The sequence below is a fragment of the Parasphingorhabdus cellanae genome (genome assembly GCF_017498565.1).
GTDB lineage: Bacteria > Pseudomonadota > Alphaproteobacteria > Sphingomonadales > Sphingomonadaceae > Parasphingorhabdus > Parasphingorhabdus cellanae.
The window spans coordinates 3,492,823-3,508,714 of record NZ_CP071794.1 but is presented as its reverse complement, the minus strand read 5'-3'; the positions used below and the strand labels follow the sequence as shown (position 1 = coordinate 3,508,714).

At 47.1% G+C, this 15,892-nt stretch carries 14 protein-coding genes; 6 read left to right on the top strand and 8 right to left on the bottom strand.

Annotated elements, in window-relative coordinates; all coding sequences use genetic code 11:
- The first annotated feature begins 369 nt into the window (after window positions 1-369).
- Genes J4G78_RS16880 through J4G78_RS16870 form a run of 3 tightly spaced genes read left to right on the top strand, consistent with a single transcriptional unit; the run spans window position 370 to window position 3,141 of the window.
- Complete coding sequence (locus tag J4G78_RS16880) at window positions 370-1,635, top strand: MFS transporter (RefSeq protein WP_207987663.1); 1,266 nt, start codon at window positions 370-372, stop codon at window positions 1,633-1,635.
- Between the two features lie 34 nt (window positions 1,636-1,669).
- Window positions 1,670-2,740: a dipeptidase gene (locus J4G78_RS16875; RefSeq protein WP_207987662.1), complete on the top strand. Its 1,071-nt coding sequence runs from the start codon at window positions 1,670-1,672 to the stop codon at window positions 2,738-2,740.
- Complete coding sequence (locus J4G78_RS16870; protein WP_207987661.1) at window positions 2,737-3,141, top strand: RidA family protein; 405 nt, start codon at window positions 2,737-2,739, stop codon at window positions 3,139-3,141. Before J4G78_RS16875 ends, J4G78_RS16870 begins: the two co-directional genes overlap by 4 nt.
- A gap of 117 nt (window positions 3,142-3,258) precedes the next feature.
- Here the strand turns inward: J4G78_RS16870 and J4G78_RS16865 are convergent, their stop codons facing one another.
- The 4 genes from J4G78_RS16865 to J4G78_RS16850 form a co-directional block, all read right to left on the bottom strand.
- Complete coding sequence (locus tag J4G78_RS16865) at window positions 3,259-4,122, bottom strand: N-acyl homoserine lactonase family protein (protein ID WP_207987660.1); 864 nt, start codon at window positions 4,120-4,122, stop codon at window positions 3,259-3,261.
- 118 nt (window positions 4,123-4,240) lie between these two features.
- Window positions 4,241-6,547: a TonB-dependent receptor gene (locus J4G78_RS16860; RefSeq protein ID WP_207987659.1), complete on the bottom strand. Its 2,307-nt coding sequence runs from the start codon at window positions 6,545-6,547 to the stop codon at window positions 4,241-4,243.
- 396 nt (window positions 6,548-6,943) lie between these two features.
- Window positions 6,944-7,678, bottom strand: coding sequence for an IclR family transcriptional regulator (locus tag J4G78_RS16855; RefSeq protein WP_207987658.1), 735 nt, complete (start codon window positions 7,676-7,678; stop codon window positions 6,944-6,946).
- A gap of 72 nt (window positions 7,679-7,750) precedes the next feature.
- A complete protein-coding gene (locus tag J4G78_RS16850) occupies window positions 7,751-8,773 on the bottom strand; it encodes a DODA-type extradiol aromatic ring-opening family dioxygenase (RefSeq protein ID WP_207987657.1) in 1,023 nt (340 codons plus the stop codon).
- Window positions 8,774-8,844: 71 nt separating this feature from the next.
- Between J4G78_RS16850 and J4G78_RS16845 the strand changes: the two genes are divergently transcribed.
- Window positions 8,845-9,831 carry a fumarylacetoacetate hydrolase family protein gene (locus J4G78_RS16845; protein ID WP_207987656.1) on the top strand — a complete coding sequence of 329 codons (987 nt, stop codon included), beginning with the start codon at window positions 8,845-8,847 and terminating at the stop codon, window positions 9,829-9,831.
- 5 nt (window positions 9,832-9,836) lie between these two features.
- On the opposite strand, the gene J4G78_RS16840 is transcribed toward J4G78_RS16845, so the two are convergent.
- Genes J4G78_RS16840 through J4G78_RS16825 form a run of 4 tightly spaced genes read right to left on the bottom strand, consistent with a single transcriptional unit; the run spans window position 9,837 to window position 14,472 of the window.
- Window positions 9,837-11,249: an aldehyde dehydrogenase family protein gene (locus J4G78_RS16840; protein ID WP_207987655.1), complete on the bottom strand. Its 1,413-nt coding sequence runs from the start codon at window positions 11,247-11,249 to the stop codon at window positions 9,837-9,839.
- 1 nt (window position 11,250) lies between these two features.
- Window positions 11,251-12,237, bottom strand: a complete 987-nt coding sequence (locus tag J4G78_RS16835) for an amidohydrolase family protein (protein WP_207987654.1) — start codon at window positions 12,235-12,237, stop codon at window positions 11,251-11,253.
- A 6-nt stretch (window positions 12,238-12,243) separates the two neighbouring features.
- Window positions 12,244-13,221 (bottom strand): fumarylacetoacetate hydrolase family protein, encoded by a 978-nt coding sequence (locus J4G78_RS16830; protein WP_207987653.1) that lies wholly within the window; start codon window positions 13,219-13,221, stop codon window positions 12,244-12,246.
- A gap of 21 nt (window positions 13,222-13,242) precedes the next feature.
- The gene (locus J4G78_RS16825; protein ID WP_243457139.1) at window positions 13,243-14,472 is read right to left on the bottom strand and encodes an aromatic ring-hydroxylating oxygenase subunit alpha; all 1,230 of its coding nucleotides are present in this window, start codon (window positions 14,470-14,472) and stop codon (window positions 13,243-13,245) included.
- A 178-nt stretch (window positions 14,473-14,650) separates the two neighbouring features.
- On the opposite strand from J4G78_RS16825, the gene J4G78_RS16820 reads away from it, so the two are divergent.
- On the top strand, window positions 14,651-15,481 hold the full coding sequence (locus J4G78_RS16820) for an IclR family transcriptional regulator (RefSeq protein ID WP_207987652.1): 831 nt from the start codon (window positions 14,651-14,653) through the stop codon (window positions 15,479-15,481).
- On the top strand, window positions 15,474-15,884 hold the full coding sequence (locus J4G78_RS16815) for a DUF4440 domain-containing protein (protein ID WP_207987651.1): 411 nt from the start codon (window positions 15,474-15,476) through the stop codon (window positions 15,882-15,884). The genes J4G78_RS16820 and J4G78_RS16815 overlap by 8 nt, the downstream gene beginning before the upstream one ends.
- Window positions 15,885-15,892: the final 8 nt, after the last annotated feature.

Below are 15,892 nucleotides of genomic sequence, written 5' to 3'. Positions count from 1 at the left end.
CTTCGTGAGAAAGCAGATATCTAGAATCCCAAAGCTCTCAATGACATTCAATGTAATAGCGCTTTCAAAATTTATCTTTGTTCTCAGATAGTTATTGCTAATTCCGGATCCCAAATACCGCTTTGCAGAGCTAAAGGAGCCTTTAAATTTAAGACAGTGAACGTTGAATCGCCTGGTTCGGAGAATGATACGAAATCAAAGTTATTGTGTCAGCCGAAAATGAGCGTTTAACATGAATTATTGTCGGGGCGGTTTGCTTGGCGACATTTCAGATTTGCAATTCAAGCAATTGACAACAACTGTCTGAAAATAGCCACGCGAGATTGCTGACCTGTAGTTATATTAGAAGGCAGGATCAGGGGAGTGTTTATGTTCAGGTTCGATGAAACATTTCGGGAGGAGTTTAAAGAAAACTGGCCTTCACTGCTTATTGGTTTTACGGCTCTATTTTTTGGCTTTTCAGCGCCAGCTTATGCATTGCCGTTTTTATATCCCGAAGTAATTCAAGAATTCGGATGGGATGTAGAACAAGCAACTTTTCTGTCTTCCGTGAAATATTTTACTGGAGCAATTACCTGCCTGGTAGTTGGCCGACTTTTAGATGTTACAGGGGTCTGGATAGCTCTGATCCTGTCAATTTTCATCGGCGGATTAGCATTGCTCGGCTTTCTTTGGGTTGAAAGCCTGAGCTACTATTATTTCCTCGGTGTCTTACTAGGCATAGCTGGTCCTGGCGCAATGGTTTCAATTTTCGTTCTAGTCGCCCGCTCTTTTAAGGCCTCTCAAGGCACCGCAACTGGAATTGCTTTATTGGGTACCGGTCTGGGCGGCGTCGTTATGCCATTGCTCACAGCGTATCTTATAGGCGAATTAGGATGGCGAATGAGTATGGCCGTTTTGTCATGCGGGATATGGTTTATCGCCTTGCCACTGTTACTTTATGGGCTACTTCGTATCAAATTACCGAGCGAAAATGACATTCACCCTCAAATTAAAAATGCTCCTATAGTACCTAAAACCAAAGCTTGGACCCATTTTCTCGGTGTGATGCGCGGCAAAAATTTTTGGTTTATGGCTATCGCATTTTTCACAATTACCGTGGTTGATCAGGCTCTCACTCAGCATCAGGTTCTCATATTTGGTGACCTTGGCATTTCCACAGCGCAAAGCGCTTTTGCGATTAGTGGTATAGGACTCTTCAGCATGATTGGCCGGATCATTGCTGGCAATATTCTCGACACGACTTCTAACAAGGGCATGGCAATACTCTATACAGTTATGGGGATGACAGCTGCTTTGGCATTCCTGCTTACCAATCCCGTTGTGCTAATTGCTTATGTTGTGTTTCGAGCATTATCGCATGCCAGTGTGATGATCGACGGTCCGGTCATAGCCCGTCATTGCTACGGCAATAATCATTTGGGGCTGCTGCTTGGCATTTTTACAGCAATGGCGAATTTGGGCTCTTCAGCAGGACCTTGGATAATGGCCCGCCTTTTTGCCGTATCAAATTCTTATGACCTTCCGTTGATCATTTTTGTAATATTGTCGCTATTTTCGGCGACCTGCATGCTATTTATCAACCCGGTGGAATGGAAGAGTGAGCGCAAGGCAAAACTTCTTCAAACACAATAATTATCATGCGCCGGAGATTTCAGAAAGTTTGATAATGTGCATTATATGTTCCTCGAATAATTCAAGCCAGAGCGAAGAAAATGTCACGCCAGTTAGCTATCAGCCAAAACAGCTGGAGGCAGGTGAAGCGTTTCTGGCGAAATATCCAACGATTGATATTCATGCTCATCCGGGCCGTTTCTTTATGAACAATGCGCCGGAAACGCCATTTACAAGTCGCTATGCCAAGCTTGATATTACCGAAACTATGGCTGAAATACGGGCATCAAGCATATCAGCAGTTTTTTTCTCAACAGTAGCCGATCTGCCAGTCCTAGGCTTTATCGAAGGCGGAATAGGCCCAACACGCGAGCTGACTGATGCAGAAGCAAAGTGGGAACATAACCGACAAGTCGATTATTTTGAGAATATAGGGGCAGATAGCGGGCTGGAAATAGGGCGTAGCGCTGATGATGTTGATGCTGCCCATGAGCACAAATCGATTGCCGGATTTCTGTCAATTGAAGGTGGCGACTTTATTGGATGTGATATTGAAAAAATCTCCGAGGCCGCCAAGCGCAGCGTGCAATCAATTACAATCGTACATTATCGAAATAATCATATCGGCGATACGCAAACCCAACCGCCTTCTCATGATGGTCTTAGCAAATTTGGACAAACTGCCATAAAGGCGATGGAAGATGCCAATATCCTGGTAGATCTTTCACATGCCAGTTATGATACGGTGCGCGGCGCGGCGCGCATTGCAAGCCGACCAATGATGCTATCCCATTCCAATATTGATTTTGGCGATGACAAACATAACCGTTTAATCAGCGCCGAGCATGCCCGTTTGGTCACAGACGGGGGCGGTATCGTGGGTGCAGTTCCCGCCGGGTTTGGGCAGCAAAATTTTGACGAATATATTGAAACCATTTTACGAATGGTCGATATCCTAGGAGTGGACCACATCGCAATTGGTACGGATATGGATTTCACTTATCGCTCTGTCATGCCGAACTACAGCCTATGGCCCGTGCTGGCAGGATCACTGCTACATCGCGGCGTAAATGAAACTGAGCTCGCCAAAATAATGGGCGGCAATATGGTTAGGATAATGCAATGAGTGAGACCAAGAATGTCGCAGATCGGCCTGATCTCGAGTTTTACACAGGCGGAAGGCCAGGATCCCCTTTTTCAAGAGCAACACGGGTCGGAAATATCCTATTCCTGTCAGGGCAAATCGGGAATCGCGGCGATGGCACATTTCCAGAGAACTTGCAGGATCAAACAAGACAGTTGATGGATAATATAACAACAACATTACAAACATTTGGCTTGGATATGAACGCAGTATTTAAGTGTACCGTGATGCTTGCCGACATGGACCGATGGCGTGAGTTTAACGCGGTATATTTAGAATATTTCGCGCAGGATCGATTGCCATCGAGGAGTGCTTTTGGCACCAATGGCTTAGTCGCCGGCGCATTGGCAGAAGTTGAATGTTGGGCATATATGCCAAATTGATTTGGCCAGAAGATTGCCACCGCACGGAATTACCGCACACTCATAGCCAATTCCTATTTAATAACGCATGTGTCTAAAGTGTGTGTGTTCTATTTTCGGCAAAAACTAGCGAGTATTCTACTCACTCCACTCTGGAAATGCCGCAAGTTTGGGTACATCCGCCGGTTCATGTTGAACTACAACGACTGCGTTCAAAGCCGTTTCCATTTTTTGCAAAAGGTCAAGGGACGCTAAAGTATCAGCGCGATCAGCATTGAATGTTGGGACGCGGCGCTCTGTATAATTTTCACGGCGATGAGCGGCATCACCAGTCAAAATTATATGCCTCCCGCTAGATAATCTAACCAAAAGACTGCGATGACCTCGCGTATGGCCTGGTGTCGCTAGAATCATGACACTGCCATCTCCAAACACATCATGATTACGTGCTACAGGTTCAACTTTACCATCACCGGAAATCCAATGCGCAAAATCTTCAGGAGATGATATCCGCGGTGGATTGGCACTCGATACTGACTGCCAATCTTGCTGCCCCATCAACAGTGTCGCTTTCGGGAAAAATTGCGCCTGACCACTATGGTCAGGGTGGTAGTGACTAATTCCGATATAATTTATGTCTGATGGCTTGATGTTGCCCAACGCCAATTGTTCTTCAATGGTTATATCCAAAGCATGAGATAGAGGTGGTCCTTTAACGAGCTTTTTCCCGAGATCTGTGATCGGAAAACCCGTATCCCATAAAAGATACTTGTTGCCATGACGAACTAGGTAACAGCTTTCAACCAGACGAAATGTCTGCCCATCGTAATCATAACTGTCCGAGAACATCAGCCCTTTGTTGACTTGAACCCTTCCGCAATCAAGACGAGATATCGCTACCTGATCACGGTCTGCTTTGGAAGCTGACACTGTTTGGCTATTAATGCTCCCAAAAGGGACGGCCGCAAACAATAGGGTCAATACCAGCTTTTTAAGAGACATATTCTAATCCTTATATCTGAAAAAGGTAGCATAAAAACTAAAGCTCCAGTTTGTCCCCCGAGACAAACTGGAGCAAACTGCATATTTAAATGCAGACGAAAATGCAGTTTCAATTCGCTTAGAAATTGAAACGTAAGTTGACGCCAAATTCTCTGGGACGGCCCACATCCAATTGACGAACGCCAATGAAAGTCTCATTAGCAAAATCGATGCCGCCGATGAAATATTGTTTGTCCGTTAGGTTAGTCGCGAAAGCCGCAATGCTAAAAAGGTCGCCCGGCGCGTTATATTGTAAGCGCGCGGTCAACAAACCATAGCCATCCAATAGAACTGTATTACCATCCGTCGACGTCGTCGACTGCCTTGAACGATAATTCCAGCTTGTGCTTGGGACCAGACTACCATCGCCAATCGGTATCTCATAGCTTGCACTTAAGCTATAAGTCCATTTCGGCGACCGCGGTACGATTGAGTCATTGGTCAAGCCTACCGCATCTCCAACGTCGCTGTACCGTGCCTTAAGATAACCCAGATTACCCGACAGAGCCAACCCCTCGACAGGATAAAGTTGAACCTCAAGCTCTCCTCCAAGTCGGTAAGACGATGCTGCATTCTGAATTAGAGAAAAGTTAAGTACATCGTTAAAGAAAGTCAGCTGTTGATCTTCATAATCCGCATAAAAGCCTGTCAGGTTCACGCGCGCACGCCTATCAAACAGATCTGTTCGCAAACCAGCTTCATAACTCCAGACAGTTTCTGGATCATAAGTTTGTTGAGAAAGATCGGTTGAATCAATGACGGCGCCTCGAATTGGCGAAAATGCTGTATTAATGCCGCCACTACGGAAGCCTTTGGTGACTGACGCATAAGCCATGACTTCTGGTGTGATCTGATATTGCAGCGCCAACCGTGGGGAAAAATCGCTCCAGCTGTCGCTACCCGATGCCCTGAACCCGAAGTCTCCCGCAGCACCAGTCACCGGGTCGTTTAGGAGAGTTCCGGTAATAAGTGACTTCTCATCCAAACTGTAGCGCAAACCGGCAGTCACAGAAAAAGCGTCCGTAAATTCCATCGTTGCTTGTACAAAAGCCGCATAGCTATCGACTTTTTGTGCTTGCGCTCGGAAACGTGGATTAGGGAAATTGCCAGTCCTAGCTGTAAAAGCAGCATCAAGCGATTGCAACGTTGTTGGGGTTTCACGTAAATAGTATAATCCCGAAACGTAATTCAAGCGTCCATCAAAAAGCCTGCCAGAGAATTGAATTTCCTGAGAGAACTGGTCCAGTTGACTGGTATCGGTAACATCAAAAACCCTGACAGGAGATGCATCCCAGTCCGACTGCGCTTCGATACTAGCGTCCATATAGGCCGTGATAAGCTTTATATTAAAAGCTTCGGTCAATCCGATATCAAGCGTGCCAGAGATATCGTAGCCCTTATACTCATAGCTTGATCGCAAGTTACTGGACCGAAGATAAGGGCTATCACTCTCAAAGCGGTCATCATAGACAGCAAATAGCTTGGGCGGGACATTCCCGCCAAAAGGCCCCTCTCCTCGCGCAGCCCGAGGGGCAATATCATTTGTGTCGATCAGGTCAGCAATGAAAGCACGGCCGTTATTCTTCGAAACAGTCCGACTTGCAGCAATATCGAGAGTTACATCGTCTGACAGCAATGCGCGAAACTGAAGCTTCCCATATCTGAAATCCTCGTCACCCAAGCGAACATCGTCTGTTTCGCTTCGGATAAAACCGTCACGTTGCAGCCAGCCGCCCGTTGCTTTTACAAAAACACTGTCTGACAACGGAACGTTAACAGAACCCTTGATGTCAATTCGATCAAACTCTCCGACCGTTCCGTCGATATAGCCTGTCAAATCATCAGACGGTTTATTAGTGATATATTGAATAGCACCGCCAATTGTATTTTTGCCAAACAGAGTACCTTGGGGGCCACGCAAAACTTCAATACGCTCAACATCAATAATACCTAAAAACCCACCATCACTTCGGCTCTGGAAAACGCCATCGACATATACTCCGACCCCTTGGTCAAACGTTATGTTCCGACGATCCTGGCCGATACCACGGATAAAGAAACCGCCATTTTGACCGCCGCCGCCAGTCTGGCTGCCAGCAAATACGTTAGGCGCAAGTGCTCCGATATCCAGAAGTGATTCTACGTTTTTCTGGCGCAGTTCATCTTCACCTATAGCGGTGATAGCAATTGGAGTATCCTGCAAATTGGATTCTCGCCGTTCCGCTGTAACAACAATGGTAGGGACACCACGATCATCGTCGACCTCGTCGGCGGTGGCCGATGCCGTTTGGGCCAAAACAGCATGTGGTATAAATAAATTGAGACACACCCCTACAGTTGCAGCCGAAAACAGAAATTTTCTGCCTCTTGATATTGTCAAAGCCATGATATTATCCCTCACCCTGTTGCGTTAATATTTCTAACGGAAAAATTGCAAATAATTCGTACTCAAATTCATGAAGATGTAACTTGCTTAGCGTAACATCGTATCGCTTAGTGAGACTTTACGAAAATTTGCGGGGTTTCAATGCCATTGAGGAGAAAGTTGCGGTGCTCGCAACTTTCTCCTCAATGGATACCCGATAGCTATTGGTAATCAGCACTTTTGGCTGAATTTTTGCTTTCTAACCTTCAAAAATGGACAAAGTATTCTTGCGCCAGCAGTGTCCGCTAAAATCGCTTTTATATCAAACACGTAAGGTGCGCTTCAACAAGGTCTGATGATCAAATTGCAAGAGCTAACGTTGGTTACTTTTAAGAACTCACTGCTGCAATTTCACTGTCAGCTATTATACTCTTTAGTATATTCATCCTGGATTGAAGTAGCAGCCTCTTTCACCGCTTCAAAAATATCGTGACGCTTATCTTCTAAGAATAGTGAAGACGACAGGATCAAGCCAATTGCGGCAGTGACAGTGCCGTCTTGCTCAAAGACCGGAGCGGCCACGCCACCCAATCCATTTCCGGTAGGGTCAATCTCGAAATCCAAACCCAGCTCCGCAACGCGATCAATAACAGCCGACTTACTCTTTTTATTGTTCTGCATGTGCAGAAGTCGGGCGGAAGGGGAAGTCGGCAAACGCAATACCATACCGGGCTGCACCATAATACCAGGCTCCATAGAATTTTGAACCGCCGCTGTAATTAGTGCACCAGCCTGTGTCGCAGTAGCGACAAAGGCTGTGTGTCCTGTAATCTTATGCAAACGCTTAAGATGAGGCTTCGCGATTTCAGTGATGTTATTGTAAAAGCTAGCTGAACGTCCATATTTAACAAGCTTTCGCCCAAATACGTAACCTTCGCCCTCTCTAGCTTTTGCTACTAACCCCAGGTGCGTCAGGGTCTGTAAATGTCTAGAGATACGCGCTTTCGTCATGCCTAATTGCTTAGCGATCTGCGTCACTCGAACCACGCCTTGGGATTCGGTAAGCACATCCAATATCTGAACTGCGACTTCTACGCTTTTGATTATAGGCGTGGACAGATCATTGTCACTAGGCTCGTCAGGTTCCTGCATTTCTCTATCTCTGTAGAAGTGAAAAAGTGCTTATGCGCTCGAAGCGCATAAGTCCAGCCTACCGAGAACAGACTAACTCCAGGCTACAAATGCACATGAGCTTCCAGTCCCACCCTCTGTACGGATCAATGTTTGATAATCAACCACCTCAGCTTTTAACTTGGCTGATTTCATTGCACCAGCAGTCGCAATCCAGCTTTTACATTCAGACGTGCCTGCCATAAGTTCATTTTGTGGGATAGCGCGTAGAAAATCTTCGTCGTCGTTTTGCAGTGCGATCAGAAACTGCTCATCCCACACTCGATCTACTACGAAGTGTGTTAATCCGCCAGTGGTTAGGACAGCAACGCGTTCGTCACCCTCCCAACTCTCGATTGCTTTGGTCACTGCCTTGCCAAAATCAAAGCAACGTGAAGCAGGAGGACTATTTTCATAATACCAGCAATTCACATCGACCGGTATTTGCGGAACCACGTGATCACGCATAACATTTTTATAAAGAAATCCGTATGCGTGTGGCATACCATAAAGCAACGACTTATCATTCTTTACGGTTGGCTTTTCATGGCATAACGCGACATCGAAGCCGGCATCTCGGACGAGTTCTCTAGCTATATGAACGCCCATTTTCCTATTACCTGGAAAGATCTTAGGCTGGTCTGGCAAATGGCCATGATCAGCAATATCAATGCCTATGGGCAGGCGAGAAATCTGTTCTTTGGTCCGTGGTAAATTTTCAATCTCATCGGTTGCAATCACGGAAAAGGCGGGAATGATATCAGAAAAAATCTCTTTTTGATCATTTCCAATGATAACAACGACGTCTGGCTTTGCTTCAACAAATCGCTTGTGTAGTTCATCGATGGCTTTGAAGCTTTCATCCAGAGCAGCCTGACGGGTTTCCATGCCTAGAACGTTCTCCAGATGCTCGTTTTTTCTTGCTTCTAGAAGGTCGGCATAGAGAAGTTTCTCACCCTTCCACCACAGCGGGATGCCATCTATGCGATCGCGGTTTGCGCGCAGATCCCAATCCTTTGCCATCGTGTGAAGTTGCGGTGTGTGAGCGCAACCAATTCCCAATACGATTTTTGCCATTTTTGTATCTCCTGAAGTTGACCCTTCTCAATATCGCTGGCTTAGTTAAGGGCGAAAATGAGAGGATTAATATGAAACTTTCGACGGTAAAAATTAATGATTCGTCCATGGAGGGGTCTGAACGCGTGTGTGCAGTGCTGGAGGATAATACGCTGCTGGATTTGCCTGCCTGCGCTCCTCAAGATGAGGCCTTCAGTTCGATGCTGGCCTTGATCGAACATGGCGATAAAGCACTGGCCAATATTGCTGATATGATTGCGAATAATCGCGGAGACCATAGATATGGAATGAGCGATGTCACTTTCCTGGCGCCGCTCCCGGTTCCCAATTCCATTCGCGATTTTGCAAATTTTGAGCTGCATTGTCTTCAGGCACTGGAAACCAGTATGCGTACCCGCGCAGCCGGAGAAAGTGATCCGGAAAAAGCATATCAAGATTATAAAAGAAGCGGAGCTTACGATCTTCCGAAGATATGGTACGAGCGTCCCTATTATTTTAAGGGCAACCGGATGACCGCAAGCGGTCACGAAAGCACTATCCAGTGGCCCCGATTTACCACAACTTTGGATTATGAATTGGAATTTGCCGCAATTATTGGAAAGGGTGGAGCGGACATAGCGATTGATAGCGCTGCCGATCATATTTTTGGATACACGGTCTATAATGATTTTAGCGCGAGGGATGAGCAGGTACGCGACCAGCAATTCCGTATGGGCCCTTCTAAAGGTAAGGATTTTGATACCGGCAACGCTTTTGGCCCATGGATTGTAACCCGCGATGAGATAGATGACCCGACTAACCTTCAAATGACAAGTCGTATCAATGGTGAAACACAAGGAACTTCCAATAGCAGTGGAATGCGACACAACTTCAACGAATGCATTGCCTTTATAAGTCGTGACGAGACCTTGTACCCTGGCGATATTCTCGGCTCTGGTACGGCAGGAAATGGCTGCGGGTTTGAAACGGGGCGCTATCTCGAAGCGGGAGACGTCATAGAAATCGAGATTGAAAAAATTGGCATCTTGAGAAACTATATTGGCAACCGGCGAAGTTAGGCCGGTCATTTAGCAATCCGGATCGTTTGCAGCTGCATGTATTCCTCAAGCCCGTAGTGTCCAAACTCTACGCCGATCCCAGACTGCTTCGCACCCCCAAAAGGCGCGTCTGGAGAAATGGTAGCATGATCATTGACCCAGGCTGTTCCTGTTTCCATACGTGCCGCCAGCGCTGTGGCCGTATCTATGTCTGATGACCATATAGAGCCGCCTAATCCGTTTGGATTGTCATTTGCCCTCGCAAGGACGTCTTCAACATCATGATAGCGAATAATCGGCAAAATAGGCCCAAACTGCTCCTCATCCACCAGACGCATGCCATCGGTAACTTGCGTGACAACGGTTAATGGATAGAAATATCCTGCGCCATCATCGGCTTTTCCGCCAGCCAGAAACTGTGCGCCTTGGCTGCGTGCATCGTCTGCAAGTTCGACGACAAAATCAAATTGTGACTTATTCTGAATCGGCCCATACTGGCTTTCTGGGTTGTCGCCGGGGCCCATTTTTGCATCTTTGGCCATTTGCGCAAGGCGATCTGCCAATGCGTCATGAATGCTATCGTGCACATAAAGCCGCTTTAAGGCCGCACATGTTTGGCCGCTGTTACCGAATGTCTTAGCAAAAATCTTTGGAGCAATTGCATCGACATCAGCATCAGCCAGAACGATCGCTGCATCATTGCCGCCAAGCTCAAGTGTAAGCCGCTTTAAATTTGCAGCAGCGCTTTCCATGATATGCCGCCCTGTTGGGGTGGAACCAGTAAAGACGATTTTATCAATGCCGGGATGGCTGCTTATAGCCTGCCCCAATCCTCCTTCTCCTGCTACCGAATTGACGACGCCTGCAGGCAATATTTCATTGGCAAGTTCAGCGAGCAAAAGCGTGGTAAGAGGTGTCATGGATGACGGTTTGATAACCACAGTATTCCCGGCAATTAATGCTGGAATAACATGCCATATCGCTATCATCACAGGATGGTTCCATGGCGTGATGGACGCAACAACCCCTAGAGGTTTACGGCGCACTTCAACATAGCTGACATCATCATCTTTGATAACATCGACCGCCGGGCGAAGCTTTGCCGTGGCACGTAACCATGCCAGCGCCCCCATAATCTCGCCGACCGCTCCGCTATGCACGGGCTTACCTTGTTCTGAAGAAAGGAGCTTCGTAAATTCTTCTTTGCGAGCCTCCAACGCGTCACCGATTTGTTCAACTAGTGTTGCGCGATCCTCTATATCCTTGGCGGCCCAAGCGGGAAAGGCTTTCCGCGCGGCAGCCACTGCAGTGTCCAACATCTGCAAATCTGCAGACGGGCATTGCGCAAATGGCTCTGCCGTAGCAGGATTGACAACCTCGAACATGCCACGAGCAGCTGCAGGCTTACCATCGATATAGAGCTTCACATTTGGTTGCATTCTAAATCCCAAAAAGCTTTTCAGCGGTTGTACCTTTAATGATCGCCGCCGCGTTTCCGCCAAGCGAATTTACGCGCGCCAGACATCCCGACATATCGCCGATATTATGGGGATAATCGGACCCATACATCACCCTTTCCGGGCCGCCTGCGACATGAATACAAAGATCAAGAGCCTCTTTTTCGTAAACGACGCTGTCATAATATAGACGCTTGAGATACTCGCTGGGTTTATCCGAGATTTTCTCTGAGCAAGCAGGGATCATCTCATGACAGCGATCCAACCTTCCTGCCAAATATGGAAGAGTTGCCCCGCCATGCGCTGCAATGATCGAAAGATTGGGATACCGATCAATGAAGCCATCAAAGATCATACGCGATATCGCCAAAGTGGTATCGAACATGAATCCAACAGGCGGAACAAGTCCGTATTCATCCATACCCATTTGTTCTGAACCCTGTGGCGCAGTTGGATGAACCAAAACCGGAAGACCCGCATCGTCTATCGCTTGCCAGATAGGTGCGAATTCCTCAGCTGTAAGATTTTTCAGATCAATATTTGCTGTGACAAATACTCCCGCCGCCCCCATCTCGATTGCTCGCGCCAATTCTTTCTTGGAACGATCAGCATATTGCCAGGGCAGAGTGGCAAACCACCTCAGTCGGTCTGGATATCGATCCTGTTGTTCCGCCATAACATTGTTCATCGTTAATGCAGCTTGATCGCTAATATCTTCCCCACCCCAATATGCGCTCGGACAAGTCAGTGAAACAACAGCCATATCAACCTTGGCCTTGTCCATATTTTCAATCCGCTTATCGAAATCTAGCATTTCGGGAAACAAAGTCATGAATGGCGCGCCATTCATAAATATAGTTTCTTGGCCAGCTGCTGTCTCGCCAATGCTATATTTCGGACCACCATGTTGGTGCAAAAGATCAAGCCAAGGCTGGCTGATCATATGAGTATGAACGTCAATTACCGGCATCAGAGCTCACCCTTTGAATTTGCTGTCGATCAAGTTGCTCAGCTTTCCGAGACCCTCAATTTCCACGTCTGTCATTTTGCCATCATAGTTATGCATATATGTGCCAATGTTGCCGCGCGGGTGCTTCTCAGTACCTTTTGACGCTGTTCCGGTATGCACACAGTCGCCTGGCTCCATCGTAAACCACTTTGATGCTTCGGAAAGAACTCGCTCAACCGGGAAATAGTAGTTTGACGTGCTGTCGTCCGTATAACATTCGCCGTCGACATAACCACGAACGCGCAGGTTATTTGGGTCAGGAACCTCGTCCTTTGTGGTAATCCACGGCCCCATCGACGCAAAGGTATCAGCCGCTTTAGATTTAGAGTGATAAATAAACAGAAGATATGTATCGACTTCACCATCCTCACCCATGCGAGGGCGCCATCCGGTATGGTGCGGCTTGATTAGATCTGCGGTCTGCTTCAGTGCTATTGAGTCCTGGCTAAACTTGACACCGCTAGCGGTTACATCGTTGGTGAGCGTCCAACCAAAAATATGCTCCATGATATTTTCGTCTGAAACATTCTTCGCTTTTTTCCCGAAAACAGCCACCGGCTCGGGCTCGTTGATAGACTGACCGTGCTCCTCCAACAGCTCTATCGTCTTCATATGACCCGTAAGTGCAGAACGCCCCTTTGTAAAAAACATTGGCGCCGTCATCGGCTTATAAGCTCTTTTATTCAAATTTATGTTGTTGACAGCACAACCGAGAATTTTTGAAGCTTTTGGATTTGGGGCCATCCAGTTCACGCCGGTCAGGTCAATAGTTGGTTTACGACCAGACAGGGCATCTTCAATTGCTTTTGCAGCAGTATCTAAACCGCGATTTTCAGCTTCGATGAGATCTTCCATCCATCTATAGTCCACCGCAACCGCGCTATTGTCTTTCACTTTTGCGATAACCTGAGGCGTCCCATTCACGCGAATTGTTCCGAGCTTCATGCATACTTCCTTTTTAAATTTTCAAATTGTTTCGGTGGCATCTTCTGGAATCATACCCATGGCTTTTTGGTATTCCATTTTCACAGATTCTGGTTGGCCGGTCTGATGCTGATAGTCAGGCTGATTTAAGTTGTAAGAGAGCCTTTTTGCGAGCGCCTTGCTGTCTTCCAATGACATTGAAGTTGTGAAAAGCTCACGATGCTTGATTGGTAACTTCACGCATATATTCTGATCTGAGTCGCGTATTAGCGCCATCGGATCTTCGCCGTTTTCTACAGCTTGTATATTTTTCTCAAAACACGCTCGTATTTTGGCGATACCCAGATCGCTTTTACCCAAATTCTCTTTGGTTCGGTCCGCAATGACGCCCTGCCCCACCCAAGCGACGATATCTTGATTCATCACATGGCTGGTTATCCAATTGCCATCTTCGTCTTTAACTGGCCCCTTCCAATAGGGGACCTTTTTTTGAACATATGGCTCGCGATCGGAAGGGACGCGATGGAACATCCATGTGACGCTTAACGTGTTCTCGTCGTCAACTGGAACGCGCCATTCAATATGATCGCCGAGAAAAAATGCATTGGGCCAAAGCGTGGTCGCTCCTATAGTCCAGTGCTGATTGTCCTTATCTGTATCCTCGCGGACGCGACGATATATATGGCCAAATTCAAACTCATCAAATTTAAGCTCCAAATGCGCAGGGCCATAACTGCCATCGCCAAATTGACGAGACGACCAGTTACGATGCATCCACTCAAAATGAACCGGATCGCAGCTATTCTCCTGACATTGAAACCAATTGCATGGAATATCGGCAAAAACCACCTGACGAAAGCCGTTATCCCAGGTGAATGGCTCCCAGTTGGGTACCAAGGGCGCGGGGTCAGGCCCCATATAAGCCCACAACATTCCGGCCTTTGCTTCTAGCTTGTAAGCTTTGGCTTGAATCTTTTCCTTGAACTTACCCTTGGGGTTTGCGCGATCTTCGTAGGGCTGTTCAACACATTGCCCACGATGGTCAAAACACCATCCGTGATAACTGCATCTTATCCCGTCTTCTTCGATGATCCCATTTGCAAAATCTGCGCGGCGATGCGGGCAATTTCTCTCTATGAGGCCATATTGCCCATTCTTAGAACGATATATAACCAAGTCTTCACCAAGCAGTCGCACTGGCTTGATGGGACTTTCATCAAGTTCTGATTCAGCTGCGATAGGATGCCAATACCGCCGCAATAATTCACCCATGGGAGTTCCAGGGCCAACTTGAGTAAGTCTTTCATTCTGCTTCTTAGTCAACATAACTGCAAAAAATACCTCAAGATGAAACAAATTCTTCAGCTGTGTTGCTATGTTTTCATCTCGCTCTGCACAACTTATGAGTTCTTGAGTTGCGTACTGCGCAACAAAATGGCAAAATGCAGTTATGACAAAACGAGATCCACGGCGTCGAGCGCCGAATTCGTCAGAGAGGAAAATTGAAGCCGTTTCTATAGCTGCTGATCTAGTTGATTTTCTGGCGGAACAAGAAGGGGCAGCTGGCGTACAACAGGCAGCCGACGCTCTCCAAATCACCAAATCAAGAGCATCTCGTCATCTGACCAATTTGGAGACTCTTGGTTTGGTGACCAGATCATCAGTGCGTCAGGGCTACACACTGGGGTGGAGAGCATTGCGTTGGGGATATATCGCATCCGCGAGAATGAATTTCTCGGAGCTATTCGCGGAGCCTCTAGAAACCCTCAAGGAACAAGTTAGCAGAACCGTTCTCTTATGCTCGCCGGCCAAAGGCGATGCTATAGTCATGGATAGCAAACCAGCTGACAATCCTATACGTATAGATGTCCAAATAGGACTAATTCTTAGCTTGCCCTATTCTCCAAGCGCGCTGGTTTCGTTCGCGTTCATGCCAAGAGAAGAAAGAAAAGCAATGATGCAGCACTTAATTGCAAGAGACCCTGACTTCCGGGTTTTGGACGACAAGCGACTGCATGAAGACGTTATAAAGCTGCAACAATGTTATTATTGTTGGGCTGAGAACAAGTATAATGTTGGATATGGTGCAATCGCCGGCCCCGTCTTCGATAAAGAGGAGAGACTTGCCGCAATCGTGACCGTCGTCCTCCCGAGTGACGAATTGAAAGATTCCGGCCCTCCAGAAACGATGTTACAAGCCCTCATTGACGCCTGCGCGACCTGCTCTCACATATTAGGTTCAAATATCCGATTCCCTCCGGTGTCTTCAGAAGATGGATAAAGCAGATACCAGCGCTTCATTGAAAATCGTCCGCGAGACACGCAAGCTCTCCAACGCAGCTATTGCCAAGCACCGCGCAAAAGACGCGTGCGAATATTTAACGGATGAGGCGCTTATCATAACCAGCGGGGCAACAGTTATCAGCGGTCGCGAACCCATGATGGAGGCATTTCAAAGCCTGTTTAAACGGCCTGGATTCGTCACGCTTATTCGCACTCCCCTACAAGTAGTCGACGGCGATAACTTGTTGGCGGAAACAGGGTTTTGGTCTAGCCAATGGCAGCAACCGGCACCCCTTATCTCTGTTACCGGATCCTATACAGCGCGGTGGTACGAATTTGGAAATGATTGGCGCGTACAAACCGAACATTTTATTCCGTTGAAACGTGAACTGGTTGGCTAAAGCAATTC

Coding starts and splice junctions, on each gene's coding strand:
- J4G78_RS16850 (WP_207987657.1), bottom strand. CDS start 8,773: ATGGCAAAAATCGTATTGGGAATTGGTTGCGCTCACACACCGCAACTT.
- J4G78_RS16865 (WP_207987660.1), bottom strand. CDS start 4,122: ATGTCTCTTAAAAAGCTGGTATTGACCCTATTGTTTGCGGCCGTCCCT.
- J4G78_RS16880 (WP_207987663.1), top strand. CDS start 370: ATGTTCAGGTTCGATGAAACATTTCGGGAGGAGTTTAAAGAAAACTGG.
- J4G78_RS16870 (WP_207987661.1), top strand. CDS start 2,737: ATGAGTGAGACCAAGAATGTCGCAGATCGGCCTGATCTCGAGTTTTAC.
- J4G78_RS16860 (WP_207987659.1), bottom strand. CDS start 6,547: ATGGCTTTGACAATATCAAGAGGCAGAAAATTTCTGTTTTCGGCTGCA.
- J4G78_RS16825 (WP_243457139.1), bottom strand. CDS start 14,472: ATGGGTGAATTATTGCGGCGGTATTGGCATCCTATCGCAGCTGAATCA.
- J4G78_RS16830 (WP_207987653.1), bottom strand. CDS start 13,221: ATGAAGCTCGGAACAATTCGCGTGAATGGGACGCCTCAGGTTATCGCA.
- J4G78_RS16875 (WP_207987662.1), top strand. CDS start 1,670: ATGTGCATTATATGTTCCTCGAATAATTCAAGCCAGAGCGAAGAAAAT.
- J4G78_RS16815 (WP_207987651.1), top strand. CDS start 15,474: ATGGATAAAGCAGATACCAGCGCTTCATTGAAAATCGTCCGCGAGACA.
- J4G78_RS16855 (WP_207987658.1), bottom strand. CDS start 7,678: ATGCAGGAACCTGACGAGCCTAGTGACAATGATCTGTCCACGCCTATA.
- J4G78_RS16845 (WP_207987656.1), top strand. CDS start 8,845: ATGAAACTTTCGACGGTAAAAATTAATGATTCGTCCATGGAGGGGTCT.
- J4G78_RS16840 (WP_207987655.1), bottom strand. CDS start 11,249: ATGCAACCAAATGTGAAGCTCTATATCGATGGTAAGCCTGCAGCTGCT.
- J4G78_RS16820 (WP_207987652.1), top strand. CDS start 14,651: ATGACAAAACGAGATCCACGGCGTCGAGCGCCGAATTCGTCAGAGAGG.
- J4G78_RS16835 (WP_207987654.1), bottom strand. CDS start 12,237: ATGCCGGTAATTGACGTTCATACTCATATGATCAGCCAGCCTTGGCTT.